The sequence below is a fragment of the Promicromonospora thailandica genome, assembly GCF_024171955.1.
Taxonomy (GTDB): Bacteria; Actinomycetota; Actinomycetes; order Actinomycetales; family Cellulomonadaceae; genus Promicromonospora; species Promicromonospora thailandica.
In genome coordinates this window covers 118,839-139,096 of sequence record NZ_JAMTCS010000001.1, presented here as the reverse complement: position 1 = coordinate 139,096, position 20,258 = coordinate 118,839, and the positions used below count along the sequence as shown (strand labels likewise).

General features: G+C 72.0%; 14 protein-coding genes. 8 read left to right on the top strand and 6 right to left on the bottom strand.

Annotation, left to right across the window (positions count from 1 at the left end):
- The first annotated feature begins 488 nt into the window (after positions 1 to 488).
- The 3 genes from APR03_RS00660 (at position 489) to APR03_RS00655 (ending at position 3,709) form a co-directional block, all read left to right on the top strand.
- Complete coding sequence (locus APR03_RS00660) at positions 489 to 1,133, top strand: DUF6226 family protein (RefSeq protein WP_253831760.1); 645 nt, start codon at positions 489 to 491, stop codon at positions 1,131 to 1,133.
- A 363-nt stretch (positions 1,134 to 1,496) separates the two neighbouring features.
- A complete protein-coding gene (locus APR03_RS25405) occupies positions 1,497 to 2,201 on the top strand; it encodes a PhnA domain-containing protein (RefSeq protein WP_372494718.1) in 705 nt (234 codons plus the stop codon).
- Positions 2,202 to 2,422: 221 nt separating this feature from the next.
- The gene (locus APR03_RS00655; RefSeq protein ID WP_253831758.1) at positions 2,423 to 3,709 is read left to right on the top strand and encodes an MFS transporter; all 1,287 of its coding nucleotides are present in this window, start codon (positions 2,423 to 2,425) and stop codon (positions 3,707 to 3,709) included.
- Here APR03_RS00655 and APR03_RS00650 read toward each other — a convergent pair.
- Together APR03_RS00650 and APR03_RS00645 are read right to left on the bottom strand one after the other, a co-directional pair.
- Positions 3,685 to 4,518 (bottom strand): NAD-dependent epimerase/dehydratase family protein, encoded by an 834-nt coding sequence (locus APR03_RS00650; protein ID WP_253831756.1) that lies wholly within the window; start codon positions 4,516 to 4,518, stop codon positions 3,685 to 3,687. The genes APR03_RS00655 and APR03_RS00650 overlap by 25 nt on opposite strands.
- A 291-nt stretch (positions 4,519 to 4,809) precedes the next feature.
- The gene (locus tag APR03_RS00645; protein ID WP_253831755.1) at positions 4,810 to 8,307 is read right to left on the bottom strand and encodes a S8 family serine peptidase; all 3,498 of its coding nucleotides are present in this window, start codon (positions 8,305 to 8,307) and stop codon (positions 4,810 to 4,812) included.
- 431 nt (positions 8,308 to 8,738) lie between these two features.
- On the opposite strand from APR03_RS00645, the gene APR03_RS00640 reads away from it, so the two are divergent.
- Complete coding sequence (locus tag APR03_RS00640; RefSeq protein ID WP_253831753.1) at positions 8,739 to 9,764, top strand: helix-turn-helix domain-containing protein; 1,026 nt, start codon at positions 8,739 to 8,741, stop codon at positions 9,762 to 9,764.
- Between the two features lie 3 nt (positions 9,765 to 9,767).
- Here the strand turns inward: APR03_RS00640 and APR03_RS00635 are convergent, their stop codons facing one another.
- Positions 9,768 to 10,196, bottom strand: coding sequence for a nitroreductase/quinone reductase family protein (locus APR03_RS00635; protein ID WP_253831751.1), 429 nt, complete (start codon positions 10,194 to 10,196; stop codon positions 9,768 to 9,770).
- A gap of 500 nt (positions 10,197 to 10,696) precedes the next feature.
- On the opposite strand from APR03_RS00635, the gene APR03_RS00630 reads away from it, so the two are divergent.
- Positions 10,697 to 14,737 (top strand): S8 family serine peptidase, encoded by a 4,041-nt coding sequence (locus APR03_RS00630; protein ID WP_253831749.1) that lies wholly within the window; start codon positions 10,697 to 10,699, stop codon positions 14,735 to 14,737.
- A 79-nt stretch (positions 14,738 to 14,816) separates the two neighbouring features.
- On the opposite strand, the gene APR03_RS00625 is transcribed toward APR03_RS00630, so the two are convergent.
- From APR03_RS00625 to APR03_RS00615, 3 genes are read right to left on the bottom strand one after another with little or no spacing between them, the layout of a single operon-like run.
- Positions 14,817 to 15,545 (bottom strand): aminotransferase class IV, encoded by a 729-nt coding sequence (locus APR03_RS00625; protein WP_253831747.1) that lies wholly within the window; start codon positions 15,543 to 15,545, stop codon positions 14,817 to 14,819.
- Positions 15,546 to 15,570: 25 nt separating this feature from the next.
- Positions 15,571 to 16,215 carry a response regulator gene (locus tag APR03_RS25120; RefSeq protein ID WP_253831745.1) on the bottom strand — a complete coding sequence of 215 codons (645 nt, stop codon included), beginning with the start codon at positions 16,213 to 16,215 and terminating at the stop codon, positions 15,571 to 15,573.
- On the bottom strand, positions 16,212 to 17,309 hold the full coding sequence (locus APR03_RS00615) for a sensor histidine kinase (RefSeq protein WP_253831743.1): 1,098 nt from the start codon (positions 17,307 to 17,309) through the stop codon (positions 16,212 to 16,214). Before APR03_RS00615 ends, APR03_RS25120 begins: the two co-directional genes overlap by 4 nt.
- A 112-nt stretch (positions 17,310 to 17,421) precedes the next feature.
- Here APR03_RS00615 and APR03_RS00610 point away from each other — a divergent pair, with 112 nt between their 5' ends.
- From APR03_RS00610 to APR03_RS00600, 3 genes are read left to right on the top strand one after another with little or no spacing between them, the layout of a single operon-like run.
- The gene (locus tag APR03_RS00610; protein ID WP_253831741.1) at positions 17,422 to 18,180 is read left to right on the top strand and encodes an ABC transporter ATP-binding protein; all 759 of its coding nucleotides are present in this window, start codon (positions 17,422 to 17,424) and stop codon (positions 18,178 to 18,180) included.
- On the top strand, positions 18,177 to 18,950 hold the full coding sequence (locus APR03_RS00605) for an ABC transporter permease (protein ID WP_253831739.1): 774 nt from the start codon (positions 18,177 to 18,179) through the stop codon (positions 18,948 to 18,950). Before APR03_RS00610 ends, APR03_RS00605 begins: the two co-directional genes overlap by 4 nt.
- A gap of 14 nt (positions 18,951 to 18,964) precedes the next feature.
- On the top strand, positions 18,965 to 20,071 hold the full coding sequence (locus tag APR03_RS00600; protein WP_253831737.1) for an AI-2E family transporter: 1,107 nt from the start codon (positions 18,965 to 18,967) through the stop codon (positions 20,069 to 20,071).
- Positions 20,072 to 20,258: the final 187 nt, after the last annotated feature.

Below are 20,258 nucleotides of genomic sequence, written 5' to 3'. Positions count from 1 at the left end.
GGCCATCGCTATGTCAACAACCTCCTGAATCAGTACAGCTAGCCCAGGACCCGGTACGCCACCGCGACCGGCACCCTGATCGGGGCGCCGGTCGCGGCCATCTCACGGACGAGCGGGCGGTGGGGTGCTCGGAGGTGTCCCACAGCCAGACATGGTTCGGGGAGAACCGACTGCACCACGTGCGTGCCGTGACCTACGACGAGGACCGCTCTCTGGTCCGCACCGCCACGCTCCCCAGGTCAGGGCCACCCTGCGCAGCTTCGCGAACTATCTGGTCCACGCAGCAGGCTTCGGCAACATCGCCGAAGCCAACCGTCAGATGGCCAGGAACGAGACCCACCCCGTCAAGCTCTACAGGCCTGACTTTGACGGGGCCCTGGCTACCCGCCAGGTGCAGAATCGCGGCTAAATACCACAGATCGAGTTCCTGACCCACGTTGATGTTGGCAGCGACAAAAACCCGGCTAACGTCCCGCTATGATCACCAGGTGAAGTCTTCGGCGCTGACCGACCGTGTGAACGCGATCTATGCGCGCTCCAATTCGACGTCGTGGCCGGACCCCCATCAGGATCGAGAGGCGACCGCCGAGGAATACTCGCGGGTGACCAATCCGGAGAAGTACTTCATTACGCTACTCCGCGCGCGAGCTTGGGTACACGTGCTCGGGCCTCTACCCGATATCGATGCAGAACCTCTCGAAGTTGAGTTGCTCGGCTCGCATTTCGACAGAGGGGTGCGCTTGACTTCTCGGAGAGCGGACACGCTGCCTCTGCTCCTTCTCGAGAGAGATCTAACCGAGACTGGGGACTCCCCGATGGTTTGTGTCAGTGTGGCAGAACCCGACATAGAAATAGAGCGCGTGCCCGACTGCGGGTGCGATGCATGTGATTTTGGTTCGGCGAACTTGGTGAAGGGTCTCGATGAGACTATCGTCGAAGCGCTCAACGGGATGGTCCTCATGCTTGGTGCCAACTGGCGCGGCATATGGACGCCCGACGGTGGAGGTGTGGGGGGAAGGCCTGGACACCCAGGGTTTGACCAGATAATGGCATGGGGCCGCCAGCTTTCCAGGGGAGAGAATGTTTCGTTTCCCGAGGATGTCAGGGTTCTGGTGAACAGCCCCTGGGTGTGACGCATTAGCCATAGGTCGCAGCACGACCAAGACTCTCGACGGGCCCGCCTGTGGTGGACTCGGCGCCAACGCAAAAAACTTCTTCCGGGGGCCAAGAATCGCCAGCCCAATCCCATGCAATGAGTCGGGACATCTATGAGCCATGTTCCGACCCATCGCACGCAACGTCTGCGCGGATGCAAATCCGCAGAGGAGGAGGAAGCTGAACCGTCAGTGGGACGGACGGTAGGTTTGATCTATAGGCTCGGGGATGGGAGGGCTGGCTGTGAGGTTTGCCCGTGAACTCTCGACCGGAGTGGCCTCCCTGTTCCATCTGGACGGGCAGTTCGGGAACTGGGTGGACTCGAAGGTGGGGCTTCCGGGATGGTAGGAGAATGGCATCCGCAGATAAAGATAAAACGCGCCTCTGGTCCTTCCGTGCGGACCTTGTCGATCTGCGGGATTGTGGCCGCCGCGGTATTCTTTATGCTAATCTTGCTGTTTGTTCTTGGTCTCGCATTGCGCGGCACAGGGTACCTCGGATCGCCCTTCCTGACGACTGTTATTGTGCTCATCGGCGTGGCCGGTAGTGTTGGCGCACTGTGTAGCGCTGTCATCACCTACCGTGTCGATCCGGCAGAGAGGAGGGCGGGATATACGACCAAGAAGGGTGACCATCTGAACCTGAGCCAGGTAGACCCGCGTACGAACCGTGTCGTCCGCAGGGCGGGAGAACCATTTCTGGAGCCTGGCGAGTATCGGCGTCGGTTGGATTTGGTTCGGGAATCCGATGCTCGTGAGAACCTGCAGTCCCGCGCAGGGTCGCTGACAGCGCCTGCTCCTGGCCATGAGGGTGAGGAACCGTTCGTAGTGACAGACGCGCACGGTGATGCCTTGGTTGATGGAGGCGCCGTTGTGATAACGCGCGATATCAGGTTCCGTAACTCGCCGGCCATCCTGAAGAAGGGAACTGTCGTGGGAGGGATTCGCTTGGCGCGCGACAGGACCGACGATCGCGTCGTGGGCGTCAGGGTGGACGGCCAGGGCTGGGTGTATCTACGATCGGGGTCGGTCAAGAAGCACACATGAGCACAGGCATCGAGGGATCGCGTCTCACCGCGACGCTGTCCGTTGGCTCGCAAGCCCGAATCACCTCGAACTTCGCGTTGTCAGGCCCCACTCTTGCTGTCATGTAGCGGTTCGTGGGCGCCAAAGGTTGCGGTAGCGGCCCATGCCCCGTACCACGTCCGGCCCACACCCCGTCCGAAAACCGCTCGCCGCCCCGCCCGGCCAGGGGTGAGGATCGACGTGTGACATCCTCCCCCCGCTCCGGCGCCCTGGCCTTCTGGTCGGACCTCCCGACCGACGGCCGCTGGCTCCTCTCGACCGTGGTCGTGCAGTTCTTCGGCCGCGGTCTGACCCTCCCCTTCACGATCATCTACCTGCACGAGGTGCGGGGTTTCTCGCTCGGCCTGTCGGGCACGCTCATGGGCCTGATCGCCGTGGTCGGCCTGCTGGTCACCGGCCCGGCCGGTGCGTTCGTGGACCGGTACGGCGCGCGCCGGGTGATGCTCGTCGGCCTCGTGTTCGCGGTCGCCGGGTACTCCGTGCTCGCGCTGGCCACCACGCCCGTCGTCGCGGCGGTGGGGCTCGCCCTGTTCGGGGTGCAGCTCGGCGTGGGCTGGCCGTCCGTCAACGCGCTGGTGGCCACGGTGGTCGACGGCGACCTGCGCCAGCGCTACTACGGCGTCAACTTCGCACTGCTCAACCTGGGTGTCGGTGTGGGTGGTGTCGTCGGGGGTCTGGTCGTCGACGTCGATCGTCCCGGCACGTTCGTCGCCGCGTTCCTCGTGAACGCCGCGACGTTCCTCGCGCCGGTCGCCGTGCTGCTCGGGCCGCTGCGCCACCTGCACGGACGGGCCGAGCGGCCGGACGACGCCGGCGCGGCCGAGGGCTACCTCAGCATCCTGCGTCGGCCCGAGGTGCTGTGGCTCGCGGGCCTCGGCCTGCTCGCCGCGTTCGTCGGGTACGGCCAGATGGAGGGCGGGTTCCCGGCGTTCGCGCGGCAGGTCGCAGAGGTGTCCACGCGCACCATCGGCTTCGCCTTCGTGGTCAACACCGTGGCCATCGTGGCGCTGCAGTTCTGGGTCATGAACCGCGTGAGCGGACGACGCCGCACCCGCGTGCTTGCCGTCATGGCTGCTGTCTGGGCGACCGCGTGGCTCCTGCTCGGCGTCACCGGCATCGTGCCGGGCGGCACCACCGCCGTCGTCATCGTGCTGGCCTTCCACGCCGTGTTCGGCGTGGGGGAGACGCTGATGCAGTCGACCCTGCCCGCCCTGACCAACGACATGGCGCCCGCGCACCTGCGCGGCCGATACAACGCGCTGGGCTCCGGGGCGTTCCAGGCGGGCACCATCGTCGGGCCGGTCGCCGCCGGTTTCCTGCTGGAGCACGGCCTCGCCGGCGCGTTCATCGCCGTCGTCGTGGTCGGGTGTGCGGGCATCGCGGCCATGGCCTTCGCGGTCGGACGGCGGATCACGCCCGCGGTGAACGGCGTCCGACCCGACGGTCAGGGCGTGCCGACCACCAGGTGACGAGCGCGGAATCCCAGCAGCCGCTCGGCGGGGCCGAGGTCGATCGGCACCTCGTACCCCTCGACCGGCCGTCGCAGGGGCACGTCCGGGTGGTACCGGCGCAGCAGCTCGGCGGTCGGCATGGGCACCAGCGTGTCGGGCGCGGCCACGTAGACGACCTGGGCGCCGTCGGCCCGGTGGGCGAGCGCGAGCCAGGCCGCCTCGGCGGCGTCCCGGGTCTCGAGGTAGGCCCACAGGTTCCGCGCGCCGAGGCCCGGGTCGCGCGCCACCTCGTCCGCGCGTGCCCGCAGCCGCTCGTCCATGCCGCCCACGAACGGGTAGCGCAGCGCCACCACGGACATGCCGTGCCGCCGGGCCATCATGTCGGCGGTCAGCTCGTCGGTGCGCTTGGACAGGGCGTACGGGTCGGCGGCCTGGTCGGGGGTGTCGACGTCGACCGGCAGGTAGACGGGGTGCAGCTCCCGTTGAGCGAAGGCGGTGCCCCACGCGGCCTGGCTGCTCGCGATCACGGCCCGGCGCACGCCGGCCCGGCCCGCGGCGTCGAGCACCGCGAACGTGGCCATCGTGTTGGTGCCGAACACGACCTCGGGCGGGTCGGCCATCGGCGTCGGGATGGCGGCGAGGTGGACGACGGCGTCAGCACCCTCCACCGCGCGTGCCGCTACCTCGGGCGACCCGGCGTCGCCCACGACCACCCGGTCCGCGGCCAGGTCGCCGGGATCCTCGAGGACGAGGGCCGTCGCGGCCACCGACTCGCGGGCGAGCACGTCCAGGACACCCCGCCCGATCCGGCCGGCCGCGCCGGTCACGAGAACACGCTGTACGGCGATGACGTCCTCCTCCGTAGGCCCCGCCTGGTGCGGCTGCTGGCCCGGCGGGGAGGGTTGCTCGCGCAGGTCGGTCACTCTGCGTAGACGTTGTCTACTCTCCGCAACGTCTCTGCGGCAAGGTGGCCCCACACGCGGCGTCGCCCCGCCCACGCTGCCCCCGCTGCGAAAGTGCGCTTCTACCCAGTCATCAGGCCCAGAATCACAGCGATCCTGGGCCCGATGACTGGGTAGAAGCGCACCTTCGTGTGCCCGCCGCGGGTAGCGAGAGACCTACCGGCGGCCGGCGATCCCGAACGCCGACGTGACCTCCTGGGTCACCGAGTTGCCCGCGTCGTCCTGCGCCGTCGCGCGCAGCGACACCAGGTCGGCGCCGCGCGACGGGATGCGCAGGCGCGCCTCCCAGCGGCCGTCGTCCTCGCGGAGCCGCACGGTCGTCCAGATGGCGCCGCCGTCGTAGCTCACCTCGAGCGTCGCGGCCGTCACGTCGCCCGCGCGCGGCGCGTTCGGCACCGTGTACGGCTCCACCGCGAACGGGACGACGGCGCCCGCGCGGACCGTGCCGTCCAGCGCCGTGTCGACGTCGTAGTCGAGCTGGACCAGCGGCAGCGGGGTGCCGGTCTCGCCCGGGACGTCGGCGTCGGCCTGGTCGGCAACGAAGGTCCACGACGTGCGGGTGCGGGTCGAGTACCGGTGGGTGTCGTCGGCGGCGTCGGTGTCGATCTCGAACCGGTAGGTCTGCGGACCCTCGGCCGCCGGCACGTCGGTCTGGACCGCCTGGCCGATGCCCTCGTCCACCAGGGTGTCGCCCTGGTACAGGCGCGAGGTCACCGGGGTCTCGCCCCACGGGAAGCCGCCGGTCAGGCCGTCCTGGCCGCCGGACGGTGCCACGTTGACCGCGAACCAGTCGCCCTCGTGCCACGGGCCCCAGTAGCCGTCGCCCGTGCGGGGCGCCGTGACGGGAGCGAACCAGTCACGCACCGTGGTGCCGCGCGGCTCGTACGCCTGGCGCACACCGCGCTGACCCCACCCGCTCTCGTGGTCCACGTTCTCGTACCAGGTGACGCCGTCGTACGTGGAGACGTAGTCCGTGCGCTCCGTACCCGTGGGCTGCTCGGCGAGCACGCTCAGGCACGGCGGCCACTGGTAGTCGCGGCAGTCGGCCCGGTCGTCGAGCGCGAGCCGGCCCTCGGTGTCGGTGTACCGGCTGTGCACCGTGGCGAGCTGGCGCTTCGTCGGGGCCAGACCCAGCGTCGCGGGGATCTCGCCGGGCCAGCTCCGGGACACGTCGTACAGGTACGACGGGAACTCCACCGCGCTGCCCGTGAGTGTGAGTCGTCCCTTCCCCGCCGCCGCGAGCAGCCGCACGCCCTGGGCCTGCGACACCGAGACGACGGGCAGGTCCTCCTGCGTGACGCGCTCGACCAGGGGGCCCGGCCGGTCGTTGACGACCACGAGCAGTGCGGCCCCTGCCGCGGCGGCCGCCGCCTCACGTTCCGCGGCCGACACCGCGTCGTCGCGGGTCACGAGCACGGCGCGGCCCTTCGCCGGCACGCCCGCGTACTCGGCAGGGGTACCCGTCCCGGCCGTGACGCCGCGCAGCGACACCCGGCCGTCCAGGCGCATGGACCAGGTCTGGTAGACGGGGTCGAACGCGACGGGCGCCGGGGTCCACGCCCGCACGTCGAGCGCGGGCTCGGTGGCCCGCCAGCGCACGGCGAAGTCGAACTCCGCGCTGTCCACCTCGCCGGTCGGCGCGGCGTAGAACGAGTCGACGTCGGCCGGCACGGTGTACGTGGCGCCGAACGTCGCGTACTGCCCGCCGATGCCCGAGTCGTTGAAGAACTGGAACCGCCGGAAGGCGACGTCGCTCTCGCGGGGCGTGTCGAGCGTCAGCTCGGTGGCCTCGCGGGCGTCCAGCACGAGCGACCGGTCCGCGTCGGAGACGACCACCTGCGGGTCGCCGACCAGCGCGACGCCGGTCGACCCCTGACCCTTCGACCCGGCGACGTCGAGGAACGCCGTGGCCGAGTAGACGCCGGGCCGCAGCCGCTGCGTCGGCACCTCGCCCGTGGCCGGGTCGATCGGCAGCGTGCTCACGAACTGGTCGCCGTACCGGTAGAAGTCGACGTACCCGGACGCGGGCCTGCCCGACCGGTCGAGCGCCGTGATGTCCAGGCCGTACCGCTCCTCCTCCTTGACCAGGGCGGTCGCGGTGCGCACCACGACGTCGCCCGAGGCGTCCGTCGCGACGACGGCGCCGCTGTACTTCCCGGCCGGCGCGGCGTCGTCGGCGTCGGCGGAGAACGTGACGTCGGCGCTGCCGCCCGCCGGCACGACCACCTCGGAGGCGGACAGCGACACCAGGTCGCTCGCCTCCCCGTCCGGGCCGACGACGTCCGTGCTCAGCGCGAGCCTCACGTCGGCGTCGGTCGAGTTGGTGTAGGTGACGGTGCCCGTGGCGGGCTCGTCGCCGTCGTGCGGCCAGCCGTAGAAGCCGAGGAACCCGTCGCCCGAACCGTCCACGCCGTCGAGGGCCGCCGGCACGTCGAGGCGCCCCGTGCCCACCTCGTACGCCGGGGCGTCGATGTCCGCGGCCGAGGAGACCAGCGCTGCCTTGAGCTGCGCCCCCGTGAGCTCCGGGTGCGCCCCCTTGACGATCGCCGCCGCACCCGCGACGTGCGGCGTGGCCATCGACGTGCCGTTCATCGACACGTACGACCCCGCACCGCCCGACTGCTGCGAGCGCGCCGCGACGATGCCCACGCCCGGCGCCGTGAGGTCGGGCTTGATCGCGTGGTCACCCACGCGCGGGCCGTAGCTCGAGAAGTCGGCGCGCACGTCGTCGTCGTCCACCGCGCCCACCGTGAGGGCCGCGTCCGCCGTACCGGGGCTGCCGAGCGAACCCTCGGTGTAGCTGTTGCCCGCCGCGACCACGAACAGCGCCCCCGTCTCCTCGCTCAGCACGTTCAGTGCCTGCGCCATCGGGTCGGTGCCGTCGTTGAGGCTGGAGTCGCCCAGGCTCATGGAGACGATGTCCGCGTTCGCGGCGCCCCACTCCATACCGGCGATGATCCAGGACTCCAGGCCGTAACCGTCGTCGTCCAGCACCTTGCCCACCAGCAGGTCGGCGCCGGGCGCCACACCCCGGTACAGGCCGTCGCTCGCGGCGCCCGTGCCGAGCACCGTGGAGGCCACGTGCGTGCCGTGCCCCTGCACGTCGGTCGTGACCTCCTGGCCCGGCACGAACGACGTCGACCCCGCGATCTGGTCCGTCACGTCCGGGTGCGTGGCGTCGATGCCCGTGTCGAGCACGGCGACCGTCGCGCCCGTCCCGTCGAACCCGGCGGCCCACGCCTCGGGCGCCCCGACCTGCGCGGTGCTGCGGTCCAGCGTCGCCTCGGCCTTGCCGTCGAGCCAGATCTTCTCCACGCCGCCGTGGAACGCACCCGTCCGGGCCGTGCGGGCGCTCGCGGCGCCGGACGAGGCAGCGGTGCCCGTCACGGTCGCCCAGAGCCGCTGCGTCGCGTCCTTGTCGGCGGACAGGGCGGCGGCGTCGATGCTCGGCAGGTCGAGCGTGCGGGTCGTCCCGGGCAGCGCCGCCCGGGTGCGGGCGCCCGTGTGCTCCACGATGAGGGGGGTCGCGGTCCGGGTCTCGTCGTCGTACCCGAGCTCCAGGAGCGCGGTGACGTCGAACAGGCGGCGGTCGAGGGTGCCCGCGGCCAGGTAGGGCAGCGCGGCGTCGGGCAGCACGTAGACGTGGTCGCCCACCTGCTGGGTGCGGACGGCGCCGTCGCCGGCGGGCTCGACGCCGGCCGAGGGTCAGCGCGCCGTCGTCGGTGGTCGTGACGTCGACGACGTCGCCCGTCACCAGGGTGACCGTGGTGCTGCCGTCCGCCAGGGCGACGGTGTCCGGGGCGGTCACGGCGTCGCCGGAGCCCGGCCCGGCGGCGTCGGCGGGCGTGCCGGTCGAGGGCTCGGGGGTGGCGTGCGCGGTGGTGGCCATCGTGGCGACCAGCGCGGCCGCCGCGAACGTCGCGGCGGCCTTCGTGAGGGCCGGCGCGGTCCGCCGGAGTCTGGGTCTCATGGGGGTGGACACAACCAGCGGGCGCGACACGTCACAAGATCCGGGTCGTGGCGGCTTTACGGCATGGCGTGACTCCGCCAGAGTAGGGCGGCCATCGACGTGACGGAGGAGTGCCATGCTCGGCGACGTGCTCGGACTGACCCCTGACGAGACCATCGCGTACAGCGAGCTCGTCGCCATGCCCTCGGCCACGGTCGCCGACCTGGCGGCGGCGCTCAGCCCCTACGGGACGTCGCTCGGCGAGGCGCACCGCCTGCTGCGGCGACTGGAGAACCACGGGCTGGTCGCCCGGATCACGGGGGACGAGCGCCGGTTCTCCGCCGCGCCGCCGGCCATCGCGCTCGGTGCGCTCCTCGCGCGGCGGCAGGACGAGGTGCGCAACGCCGAGGTCGAGCTGAACCGGCTCGAGGAGATCTACCGTGTGGCGGCGGCCGGCCGGGGGCCGACGGACGTGATCGACGTGGTGCGCGGCGACGACGCCGTGCGGCACCGGTTCGAGCAGCTCCAGCTCGGGGCGCGGGAGTCGGTCGACGCGTTCGTGCGGCCGCCCGTGATCGTCACGTCGAGCCAGGAGAACTCCGCCGAGGACCAGGCGGTGGCCCGCGGGGTGCAGTACCGCGTCGTCGTCGAGCGCGGCATGCTCGAGAGCCAGGACGTGACCGTAGAGGAGACGGTGGAGGCCACGGACGCGGGCGAGGAGGTGCGGTTCGCCGCCCGCGTGCCGCTCAAGCTCATCGTCGTGGACCGGGAGCTCGCGCTGCTGCCGCTCACGTCGTCGGGCGACGTCGTGGGCGCCCTGCTGGTGCGCGAGAGCACGCTGCTGGACGCACTGATGGCGCTGTTCGAGATCGTGTGGGAACAGGCGAGCCCGCTGCTGCTCGGGGCGTCCGGCCTGGCGGGCGAGGTCGCGGACCACGTGGACGACGACGACGCGCGCATCCTCGGGCTGATGCTCTCCGGCCTCACGGACCAGGCCGTGGCCAAGCAGCTCGGCACGTCGCTGCGGACGGTGCAGCGCCGCGTACGGGCGCTGATGGACCTCGCGGACGTCGAGACCCGCGTCCAGCTCGGCTGGCACGCCGCGACCCACGGCTGGTTGCGCCCGCAGGCCGCGGCGGCCCCGGAGTACGCCGGGGCGTGAGCGTCACGCCGTGGGCACGAGCCGGAAGATCGGGAAGGCGCGGCCCTCCGCCGTCCTCTCGTACGCGGCGAAGCCGCTGGACCGCTGCTTGAAGCGCTCCCAGAGGGCGTCGCGCTCGGCGCCGGTCACCTCTTCGACCGCGGCCGGCACGGTGCGGACCGGCTCGCCCGGCACCTCGACGTCGATCGCGGTGCCGGCGTCCGCGGCGCGCCGCAGGTTGTAGACCCACGCGGGGTTCTTCGGCGAGCCGCCGGCCGAGGCGACGACGTGCCAGGCGCCGTCGTCCGAGAGCCCCGCGAGGGGTGCGACGCGGACGGAGCCGTCCTTCTTGGGTACGTGCACGAGCACGAGGCCCTTGCCGAACTGAACGGGGTTGTCGACGACGCCGCCGTTGGCGCGGAACGTGTCGATGATCTGCTGGTTGAAGTCCATGCCGGGGGAACGCGCCGGGACGCTCCCCTCATCCCGCGGTCGGCGCATCGCCCGGTGTCTCGCTCACCGCGCGAGCTGCGCCCGCCGCGCTCGCGGCAGCGGGCCCGGAGAGAAACCAGGATCGGAGAGAAACCAGGTCCGGAGAGAAACCAGGCCCGGAGAGAAACTTCGTCGCGGAGCGGGTGCCGCGTCGGGTGAACGGCGTACCGCTCAGCCGTGCTCAGTTCGGGTCAGCCGAATAGTTCAGCAGGGCTGGATCGAGCGGCGCTCAGCCGTACGTGGTCACGCTGAGCCGGCCAGTCGCAGAAGACGAAGCGACCTGCCGCGCGTCGCCGGCCGGAGGCCGCGGCGGACCGGTCCATGAATATGGGTGGTTCCCTGACTTTCGTTGCTCTTTTCGCCCGCTGTCCCCAGAGTGTGACCAGGCGCACGCTCGTGGGCCTGTGGTCGCGCTCCCGGCTGGGAGCGCTTGCACCCCGGAGGCAAGAATGCACGGTCGCATGACAGCCAGAAGTGCGCCGATCGCCCTCACGGCGATCGGCGCTCTCGTTGCCGCAACCGTGAGCGCGGTACCAGCGCTCGCGAGCCCTCCGGTGACGACGGGCCCCCAGCCTGCCGTCACCAGCACCGACACCCCGGAGAAGGCCGCAGACAAGATCACTCCCGCGGTCCAGCAGCGGTTCGAGGCCAAGAAGTCCGCGGACTTCTGGATCCAGTTCACCGACACGCCGGACCTCGAGCCGGCCAAGGACATCACGGACTGGGCCGAGCGCGGCCAGTTCGTCTACGACGCCCTGACGAGCACCGCGAAGACCTCCCAGGCCGGTGTCGTCGCCGACCTCGAGGCGGCGGGCGTCGACTACGAGTCGTACTGGATCAGCAACGCGATCCTGGTCGAGGACGGCACGGCGAAGCTGGCGAAGCAGGTGGCCGGCAGCCGCGAGGTGAAGCAGGTCCACGAGCGCTTCGCGGCCCAGCAGATCGAGCCGGTCGAGCGGAAGGCGCCCACGGCGAACGCGCCGCTGGCCACCGAGTGGGGCCTGGACGCCATCAACGCCCCCGCGGTCTGGGCCGAGGGGTACACGGGTGAGGGCATCACCGTGGCCAACATCGACTCCGGCGTCGACGTCGAGCACCCGGCGCTGCTGGAGCACTACCGTGGCTACCAGGGCGACGAGGGCCTGACCAACGACTACAACTGGTTCGACGCGGGCGGCTTCTGCGACGGTGCACCCTGCGACGTCGACGCCCACGGCACGCACGTCATGGGCACCATGGTGGGCGACGACGGCGCGGGCAACCAGATCGGCGTCGCGCCCGACGCGGACTGGATCGCGGCCAACGGCTGCGCCAGCTGCTCGGACGCCGACCTGCTGGCCTCCGGCCAGTGGATCCTGGCCCCGACGCGTGCCGACGGCTCCGACCCGGACCCGGCCCAGCGCCCCCACATCGTGAACAACTCGTGGGGTCAGCAGCAGCCGGGCCTGATCGACGACTTCATGGCCGAGGAGATCGACGCCTGGGAAGCGGCCGGCATCTTCGGGGCGTGGGCGGCGGGCAACGCCGGCCAGGCGGGCTGCCAGTCGACGTCGTCGCCCGGGGCGAACGTGGCCACCTACGCGGCGGGCGCGTTCGGGGAGGACGGCGAGATCGCCGCGTTCTCCTCGCGCGGCCCGGGTGCCGAGGGCGAGACCAAGCCGAACCTCGCCGCCCCCGGTGACGAGGTGCGGTCGTCGGTGCCCGGCGGTGACTACGCCGAGTTCAGCGGCACGTCGATGGCGTCCCCGCACCTCGCAGGCGCCGTGGCGCTGCTGTGGAGCGCCTCGCCGGCCCTGGTCGGTGACATCGAGGGCACCCAGGCGCTCCTCGACTCGACCTCGGTCGACGTCGACGACGACTCCTGCGGCGGCACCCCGGCCGACAACAACGTCTGGGGCGAGGGCAAGCTCGACGTCCAGGCGCTGGTGCAGAACGCGCCGATCGACGGCTACGGCTTCCTGGCCGGGACCGTGACCGGTCCGGACGGCGAGCCGGTGGCCGGGGCACGGGTCGTCGCCGGCGAGCGCTCCGACACGACCGACACGACCGGCGCGTTCCGCCTCGGCCTCGAGGAGGGCTCGCACGACGTGACCGTCTCGGCGTTCGGCTTCTTGGACGCGACGGCCTCGGTGGACGTCACCGAGGGCGAGGAGACCACGCTCGACGTCACGCTGGAGACCGCACCGACGACCACCGTGAGCGGCACCGTCACCGACGGCGGCGAGCACGGCTGGCCGCTGGACGCCCGGGTCACCGTGCAGGGCGCGCCGAGCAGCGTCGTGGCCTGGACCGACCCGTTCACCGGCGAGTACTCGCTGGAGCTGCCGCAGTCGTCCACGCACACGCTCGTGGTGCGTCCGTCCGTCGCGGGGTACGCGACGTTCACCGGCGACGTCGAGGTGGGCACCGAGCCGACCACGGCCGACGCCGCGCTCGACGTGCTCGCCGAGTGCACCGCGCCGGGCTACGCCCTGTCCGGTGCGGGGGCGACCGAGGAGTTCGAGTCCGGCGACGTGCCCGACGGCTGGACCGTCGAGGACCTGGCCGGCACCGAGCAGGTCTGGACGTTCGACGACCGGTTCGGCGCGACCAACCAGACCGGCGGCGAGGGCCTGTTCGCCGAGGTGAACAGCGACGGCTACGGTCCGGACGGGACGCAGGACACGACGCTCACGTCGCCGTCCTTCGACCTGAGCGGCCTCGAGGAGCCGCTGCTGACGTTCGACCAGTCGTACGGTGCGCTGGGCGACTTCGCCGACGTCGACCTCAGTCTCGACGGCGGCGAGACCTGGGAGACGGTGCTGCACCAGACGTCCGACGCGCTCGGCCGCACGGTCGTGGCGCTCCCGGGCGCGGGCGGCCAGTCCGACGTGCAGGTCCGGTTCCACTACGGCGACGGGGCGTGGGCGCTCTGGTGGCAGGTGGACAACGTCGGGGTCGGCTCGTGCGAGCCGGTCGACGGCGGCCTCGTGGCCGGGTTCGTCCAGGACCTCAACACCGGTGACGGCGTGAACGGCGCCACGGTGACCGCGGGCGACGTGACCGCGACGTCCGCGGACCCGGAGAACCCGACGGTGGGTGCGGGCTACTACTCGCTGTTCACCTCGGCGGGCGAGCAGCAGCTCGGCTACACGGCCAAGGACTACGCGGCCACCGAGGCGACCGTCACCGTGGCGGCCGACGAGATCACCCGCCAGGACGTGGAGCTCGCCGCTCCGCTCCTGACCGTCTCGCCGGGCGAGATCAACCGTGAGGTGCGGCTCGGCGGCACCAGGTCCGGCCGGTTCACGGTGACGAACGAGGGCACCGCGCCCGCGGACGTCGAGGTGGCGCCTGCGTCGTCCGACTTCGAGATCCTCGGCTCGGCGTCCCGCACGGGTGTCATCCAGGGCGCCACGTCGGAGACGACCGAGGTGAGCACCGCGGGCACGTCCGCCCGCAAGGGTGTCGCCGCGGCCAAGGACGACCGGTTCGGCCGCCACGGCAAGCCCGGCCGCACGGTGACGCCGGCGGCACCGCCGGTGCTGCTCGCGGAGGGGACCACCATCACCCACTCGTCGTCGCAGGACGTCACGGCGGGCAACTCCGTGGCGTGCCTCGCCGGCCCGACGCAGTTCCTGCGCACCTTCACCCTCGAGGACTTCGACATCGAGGGTGAGTTCGCGGTGACCAACGTGTCCTTCGGCGTGGAGACGGCGACGGACACCGAGGTCACGGTCAACCTCTACGAGCTGGACGGGGAGTTCGTCTACGCGAACATGAACCTGCTCGGCTCCGCGGACGCGACCCTCGAGGCGCAGGACCTCACCATGGTCGACGTGCCGGTCACGGGCACCGCGCCCGCGGGCAGCACGCTCGTGGTCGAGGTGATCGGGGCCGCCGGCGAGTTCTTCATCGGCTCGAACGCCGAGCCGGAGACGGCGCCGTCGTACATCGCCTCGGACGACTGCGGGACGCCCGAGCCGAGCACCGTCGCGGACCTCGGGTTCCCCGACATGCACACGGTGCTCAACGTGACCGGTGAGACCACGGTCGAGGTGCCGTGGCTCGACGTCCAGCCGCCGGCGTTCACGCTGGACCCGGGCGAGTCGGCCACGGTGCTGCTCGACCTCGACAGCAGCCGGGTGGACCAGCCGGGCACCTACACCTCCGCGGTGGTGGCCGACGGCAGCACGCCGTACGCCGAGCCGCGGGTGCAGGTGTCGCTGTCGGTCACGCCGCCCGCGAGCTGGGGCAAGATCGCGGGCACCGTCACCGGGGCCACGTGCGACGACGAGACCGTGCCCCTGGAGGGCGCGTTCGTGGTCATCGACGGATCCGAGTACGACGTCACCCTCGTGACCGGCGAGGACGGCGGCTACGCCCGCTGGATGGGTGTCTCCAACAACCGGCTGAGCCTGCTCAGCTCGGCGTCGGGGTACCCGCCGGAGTCGAAGAACGCGCGCATCATCAAGGGCCAGACGGTGGTGCACGACTTCGAGCTGGACGAGTACTGCGGCTAGCCACCGCTGACAGTCCGAGAACGACCTGCGGGACGGGTCAGGCCCCGATCCCGTCCCGCAGGTCGTTCTCGCGGCCGACCTACAGGTGGTCCCAGGGGATCGTCGAGAGACGAGCCGTCACCGCGGCCAGGTGGGGGGCCGGGTCCGGGAGGGGGACGTCGTCGATCGAGGCGACCGGGACCACACCGATCGAGTTGATCAGGAACGCCCCGGCGAACCCGGGCAGGTCGTCGGGCAGGACCCGGCGGCGGGACGACGGCGTCGTCGCCTCGACCAGGCGCATCGCCGTGCCGTGCAGCTGCGGGGCGTCGGGCCAGACCACGGAGCCGTCCGCCGCGAAGAAGCCGATGTTGGCGATCGAGGACTCCGCGACGGCGCCGTCCGGGCCGGTGAGCAGGGCGTCGTCGAACCCGTCCCGGCGCACGCGGCGGGCCCACTCGAGCTGCGCGAAGCCGCCGAGGTGCTTGAGGTGCGGGAACGGTCGCAGGTAGGGCACCGACCGCAGGCGCTGCGGCGCGGACGGCGGGGTGTTCGGCGGGGCGACCGACACCAGCACCCGGTCGGCGTCCCGGAGCGTCACCCGGACCGAGGCATCCGCCGTGCCCGCCAGGGCGTGCCGCACCAGGTCCCGCACCCGGTCGCCGGCCAGGGGCCGGTCGAACAGCTCGCGGTGCGCGGCGTCGAGCCGGTCCAGGTGGTGCGCCAGGCCCTGGACGCCGCCGCCGCGCACCTGCATGGCCGTGAAGTGGCCGTAGGTGCTGAACAGGTCGCCGGGCTCGGCGGGGCGGCCGTCGGTCTCGATGCGCACCCTGCGACCCTACCGATCCGGCGCCTCAGCCGAGGATCCCCATGTGGAGCGCCCGCAGCACGGCGTTGGTCCGGTCCCGTGCCGTGAGCTTGAGGAGGATGGCGGAGACGTGGTTCTTGACGGTGCCCTCGACGACGCACAGCGCCCGGGAGATCTCGCGGTTGGTCCAGCCCTCGGCGACGAGTCGCAACACCTCCAGCTCCCGCTCGGTCAGCGCCTGGGCGGGCGGCGCGTCGGGCCCGGCGGAGTCCGGGAGGGTGCGCAGCGCGCGCAGCATCCGGCTGGTGATGGACGGCGCGACGAGGGTTCCGCCCCCGGCCAAGGTGCGGACCGCCCCGGTCAGCCGCTCGACGGTGACGTCCTTGAGAAGGTATCCGCGCGCTCCCGCGCGCAGCGCGTCCAGGACGAGGGCGTCGTCGTCGAACGTGGTTAGCACCAGCACCGGGATGTCGACGCCGCGGTCTCGGAGGGCCCGGAGCGTCCACAGGCCGTCGTACCCGGGCATCCGCAGGTCCAGCAGCACGACGTCGGGTGTCGTGTCCTCGACCACCGCCAGCGCCGACCGCCCGTCGTCCGCCTCGCCCACCACGTCGATCTCCGCGATCTCCAGCAGAGTGCGAATGCCCTGCCGCATCAGGGTGTGGTCGTCGACGACCACCACCCGCGTCACGCGGGCACCCGCGCGGTGACCCGGAACCCGTCCGTGCCGTCGAGCTCCACCTCGCCCCCCAGCGCCTCGAACCGCTCGGTCATGCCCCGCAGGCCGTTTCCCGGCACCAGCTCGTGGAACCCCCGCCCGTCGTCGGACGCCGTCAGGACGAACCCGGGCGGCCGCGCCGCGACCTCGATCCGCAGCGCCCGGGCCTCGGCGTGCCGCAGCGTGTTGGTGACGATCTCCTGCACGGCGCGCACCACCGCCGACGCCTGCTCCTCGTCCACCCGCACCTCGCGCTCCACGTCGACGGTCACCGCCAGCTCGGGCAGGTCGCGCACGACGCCGCGCAGCGTCTCGCCCAGGTCCGCGGACGTGGTCCGCAGCTCGCCCACCGTGTGCCGGACGTCGGTCAGCAGCTCCCGCGCCACCTGGTTCGCGCGCTCCATGTGCTCGCGCGCCCGGTCGCCCTCCCGGTGCCGGGCGGCCTCCAGCTCGAGGGTCAGGACCGTGAGCTGGTGCCCGATGAGGTCGTGCAGCTCCCGCGAGATGCGCAGCCGCTCCGCGGTCCGGGCGGACTCGGCCAGCAGGGCCGACGCGGCCTGCAGGTCGACGTGCGCCACGCTCAGCTCCTGCCGCAGCCGCTGCTCCCGGATGAGGGTCGCGGAGCTCAGCATCGTCGCCACCTGGATGAGCAGGTAGAACACGACCGTGACCAGGGTGTCCGTGAGGCCCCGGTGCGCCGTGACCATCACGAGGGCGACCACCACCGTGTTCAGCCCGGCCACGACGAAACCGGCGCGCAGCGGCATGACGTAGACGCTCAGCGCCGCGGTGATCACCAGCAGGATCGGCAGCAGACCCATCCGCGGCGCCGTGAGCACCACGGCCCACGACAGGGCGACCGCCGTCGCGAACACCGCGTACCGCCCCCGCCCCGCGGTGAGGGCGAGGGACACCAGCAGTGCCGCGATCAGCGCCCCGAACAGGGCGATCCACCAGCCCCGGGCGATCACCGGGTCCGCGGCACCGAACAGCACCGGTGCACCCACCCCCACCGAGACGGCGAGCATGGCCAGTCCCGACCACTCATCCGTACCCAGTCGTCGCATGCCGACCACAGTACGGTCCACACCCGGCGCGGGCAGGTGCCGAAAGTCATGCTGTGGATACCTGACCATCGGCACAGGCGAAGCGGCACCCGGCACACCTAGCGTCACTGCCATGAGCCCACCAACATCCGCCGAGCCGAGCGGTGCGCCCGCGATCGTCGCCGAGCGCCTGCACAAGCGCTACCGGGGCACCACCGCCGTGCACGACGTCAGCCTGCGCGTGCACCGGGGCGAGATCGTCGGCGTGCTCGGCGTCAACGGCGCCGGCAAGACCACCACCGTCGAGATGATCGCCGGCCTGCGCCGCCCCGACGGCGGCACCGTCCGCGTCCTCGGCCTCGACCCGCAGCGGGACCGCGCCCGGGTGCGGCAGGTGCTCGGCGTCCAGCTGCAGGACGCGTACCTGCACGGCGCGCTGACCGTCGCCGAGCTCGTCGGGCTCTACCGGAGCTTCTACCCCCACCCGCGGCCGGCCGCGGAGCTGCTCGGGCTCGTCGGCCTGGACGGGCAGCGCCACGTCCGCTTCGAGAAGCTGTCCGGAGGGCAGCAGCAGCGCCTCTCCATCGCCCTGGCGCTCGCGGGCGCACCCCGCCTCGTGGTCCTCGACGAGCTCACGACCGGTCTCGACCCCCGGGCCCGGCGCCGCATGTGGGCCACCGTCGAGGGCCTGCGCGACGACGGTGTGACCGTCCTGCTGGTCAGTCACGCCATGGAGGAGGTCGAGCGGCTCTGCGACCGGGTGGTGCTGCTCGACGCGGGCCGTGTCGTGGCGACCGACACCCCCGCGGGACTCGTCGCCCGGGCCGGGGCGACCACCCTCGACGACGCCTTCGTGACCCTCACCGGAAAGCAGCTGGAGGACGTCGAATGAGCACCGTGCACGCCGTGGCCGCCCGCCGGCCCGCCCTCCGGTCGTGGCTGGTCCTCGTGGTCTGCGAGGCGAAGATGGTGGTGCGCGACACCGCGGGGCTCGTGGTGCCCGTCGTGCTGCCCCTGCTGATCCTCGTCATGAGCGCCGGCTCGGCCGCCGAGCAGCCCGTCGCCGACGGCTACACCGCCCTCGACGTGTTCGTGCTGCCGCTGGTGCTCACCATCGTGCTCGGCACGATCGGCGTGATCAACATGCCGAGCTTCCTGGCCTACTACCGGCGCACGGGAGTGCTGCGCCGACTCTCCGCCACTCCGGCCTCCCCGGCCATGGTGCTGGTCGCACAGGTCGTCGTGAGCGTGGCCCAGGCACTGGTCGGCCTCGCCGGAGCCCTGGCCGTCGCATTCGGGGTCCTCGGCGCCCGGCCCCCGGCCCACCTCGCCGCGGCCCTCGGCGTCTACGCGCTGGCCATGGCGGCGATGTACGCGGTCGGCATGGTCGTGGCCGCCGTCGCGCCGACACCCAACTCCGCGGTGGCGATCGGGCTCATCGGCTTCTTCGCCCTCGGCGCGCTCGGCGGGATGTTCGGCGGACGGTCGACCCTGCCGCCCGCCCTGGCCGCCGTGGGGGAGTGGCTGCCGTTCGGTGCCGCGGTCGAGGCCCTTGCGGCGGCCTGGGTCGGCGCACCGGTCGACACGGCGCACCTGCTCGCGCTCGCGGGAACGGTGGTGGTCGGTGCGGCTGTGTCAGCCGCGTTCTTCCGCTGGACCTGAGTACTGTGTGGCGAATGGCCCGCATGCCGCACCGCGTCGCTCGTGCTCGTGCCGTCCGGCGGCGCGAGCCGGTCGTCGGGCTGCCGGCACAGCCGTTCGGCTACGCCATGCTCGCCACCCTCGGCGTCGGCGCGGGCGTCGCGATCCTCGGTGCCCTCGCCGCCGTCGCCACGGTGCTCGTGTACGTCGGGCTCGCCCTGTTCCTGGCCCTCGCCCTGGAGCCCGCCATCCGGTTCGTCGCCGCGCGCGGGCTCCCGCGCTGGGCGGCCGCCGCCGTCGCGATCCTGGGCTTCGTGCTGCTCATCGCACTCTTCGTCGTCACGGTGCTGCCGCTCGCGGTGCAGCAGGTCGGGATCTTCGTGGACCTGTTGGTGGGAGCCCTGCGAGACCTGCCGCGGCAGCCCTGGTACGAGTGGGTCACCGAGAACCTGGTGGCCCTCGACCTCAACGGCCTGCTCGCGTCGGCCACCGAGCTGCTCACCGACCCCCAGCAGCTCACCGCGATCGCCGGCGGCGTGCTCCAGGTCGGCAGCGGGCTGATCAACGGCGTCACCGCCGTCGTCGTCGTCGCGGCCCTGACCATCTACTTCGCCGTCACGCTGCCCGCCATGGTCGCCGGGCTGCTGCGGCTCGTGCCGCGCTCCCGCCGCGACCTGACCGGTTCGCTCCTCACCGAGGTGCTGGACTCCGTGGGCCGGTACGTCTCCGGCCAGCTCGCGCTGGCCACCGTCAACGCGACGTTCACGCTGCTGCTGACCCTGTTCGCGGGGAGCCCGGCGCCGATCCTGCTCGCCGTGATGGCGTTCGTGCTGGCCCTGATCCCCGTCGTCGGCACCGTCATCGGCTCCATCCTGGTGGTGCTCGCCACCCTCACGGTCGGCCCCGTCACCGCCGTCGTCGTCGCGGCGCTCCTGCTCATCTACATGCAGGTCGAGGCCTACGTGCTCGCGCCGCGCGTCATGAGCCGCGCCGTCGCGCTGCCCGGCGCGCTGGTCATCGTCGCGGCGCTCGCGGGTGCGGCGCTGGGCGGCATCCTGGGCGCCCTCGTCGCGGTCCCCGTGGCGGCGGCGGGCCTCCTGGTCGTCAACCGTGTGGTGCTCCCGTACCAGGAGCGTCGCTGAGGGCGAGCGCCCCGGCGCGTCGCCGAGCGTCTCGTGGGGGTGCCGGCAGCGCTCGACTGTGTCCGGCCTGACCGCACGCAGTTCGGTTGAGCCGAACAATGAGGCACAGCGTGATCCGGGCTTGCTCAGGTGCACGAGATTCAGCCCAGCCGGCACCCGGCGAAAAGACAAGACGCGCCCCGCGGCA

What these genes read in the sequence shown, in the direction of transcription:
- APR03_RS00630 (WP_253831749.1), top strand. Translation starts at nt 10,697, where the DNA reads ATGACAGCCAGAAGTGCGCCGATCGCCCTCACGGCGATCGGCGCTCTC.
- APR03_RS00640 (WP_253831753.1), top strand. Translation starts at nt 8,739, where the DNA reads ATGCTCGGCGACGTGCTCGGACTGACCCCTGACGAGACCATCGCGTAC.
- APR03_RS00600 (WP_253831737.1), top strand. Translation starts at nt 18,965, where the DNA reads ATGGCCCGCATGCCGCACCGCGTCGCTCGTGCTCGTGCCGTCCGGCGG.
- APR03_RS00605 (WP_253831739.1), top strand. Translation starts at nt 18,177, where the DNA reads ATGAGCACCGTGCACGCCGTGGCCGCCCGCCGGCCCGCCCTCCGGTCG.
- APR03_RS00635 (WP_253831751.1), bottom strand. Translation starts at nt 10,196, where the DNA reads ATGGACTTCAACCAGCAGATCATCGACACGTTCCGCGCCAACGGCGGC.
- APR03_RS00615 (WP_253831743.1), bottom strand. Translation starts at nt 17,309, where the DNA reads ATGCGACGACTGGGTACGGATGAGTGGTCGGGACTGGCCATGCTCGCC.
- APR03_RS25405 (WP_372494718.1), top strand. Translation starts at nt 1,497, where the DNA reads ATGGTAGGAGAATGGCATCCGCAGATAAAGATAAAACGCGCCTCTGGT.
- APR03_RS00610 (WP_253831741.1), top strand. Translation starts at nt 17,422, where the DNA reads ATGAGCCCACCAACATCCGCCGAGCCGAGCGGTGCGCCCGCGATCGTC.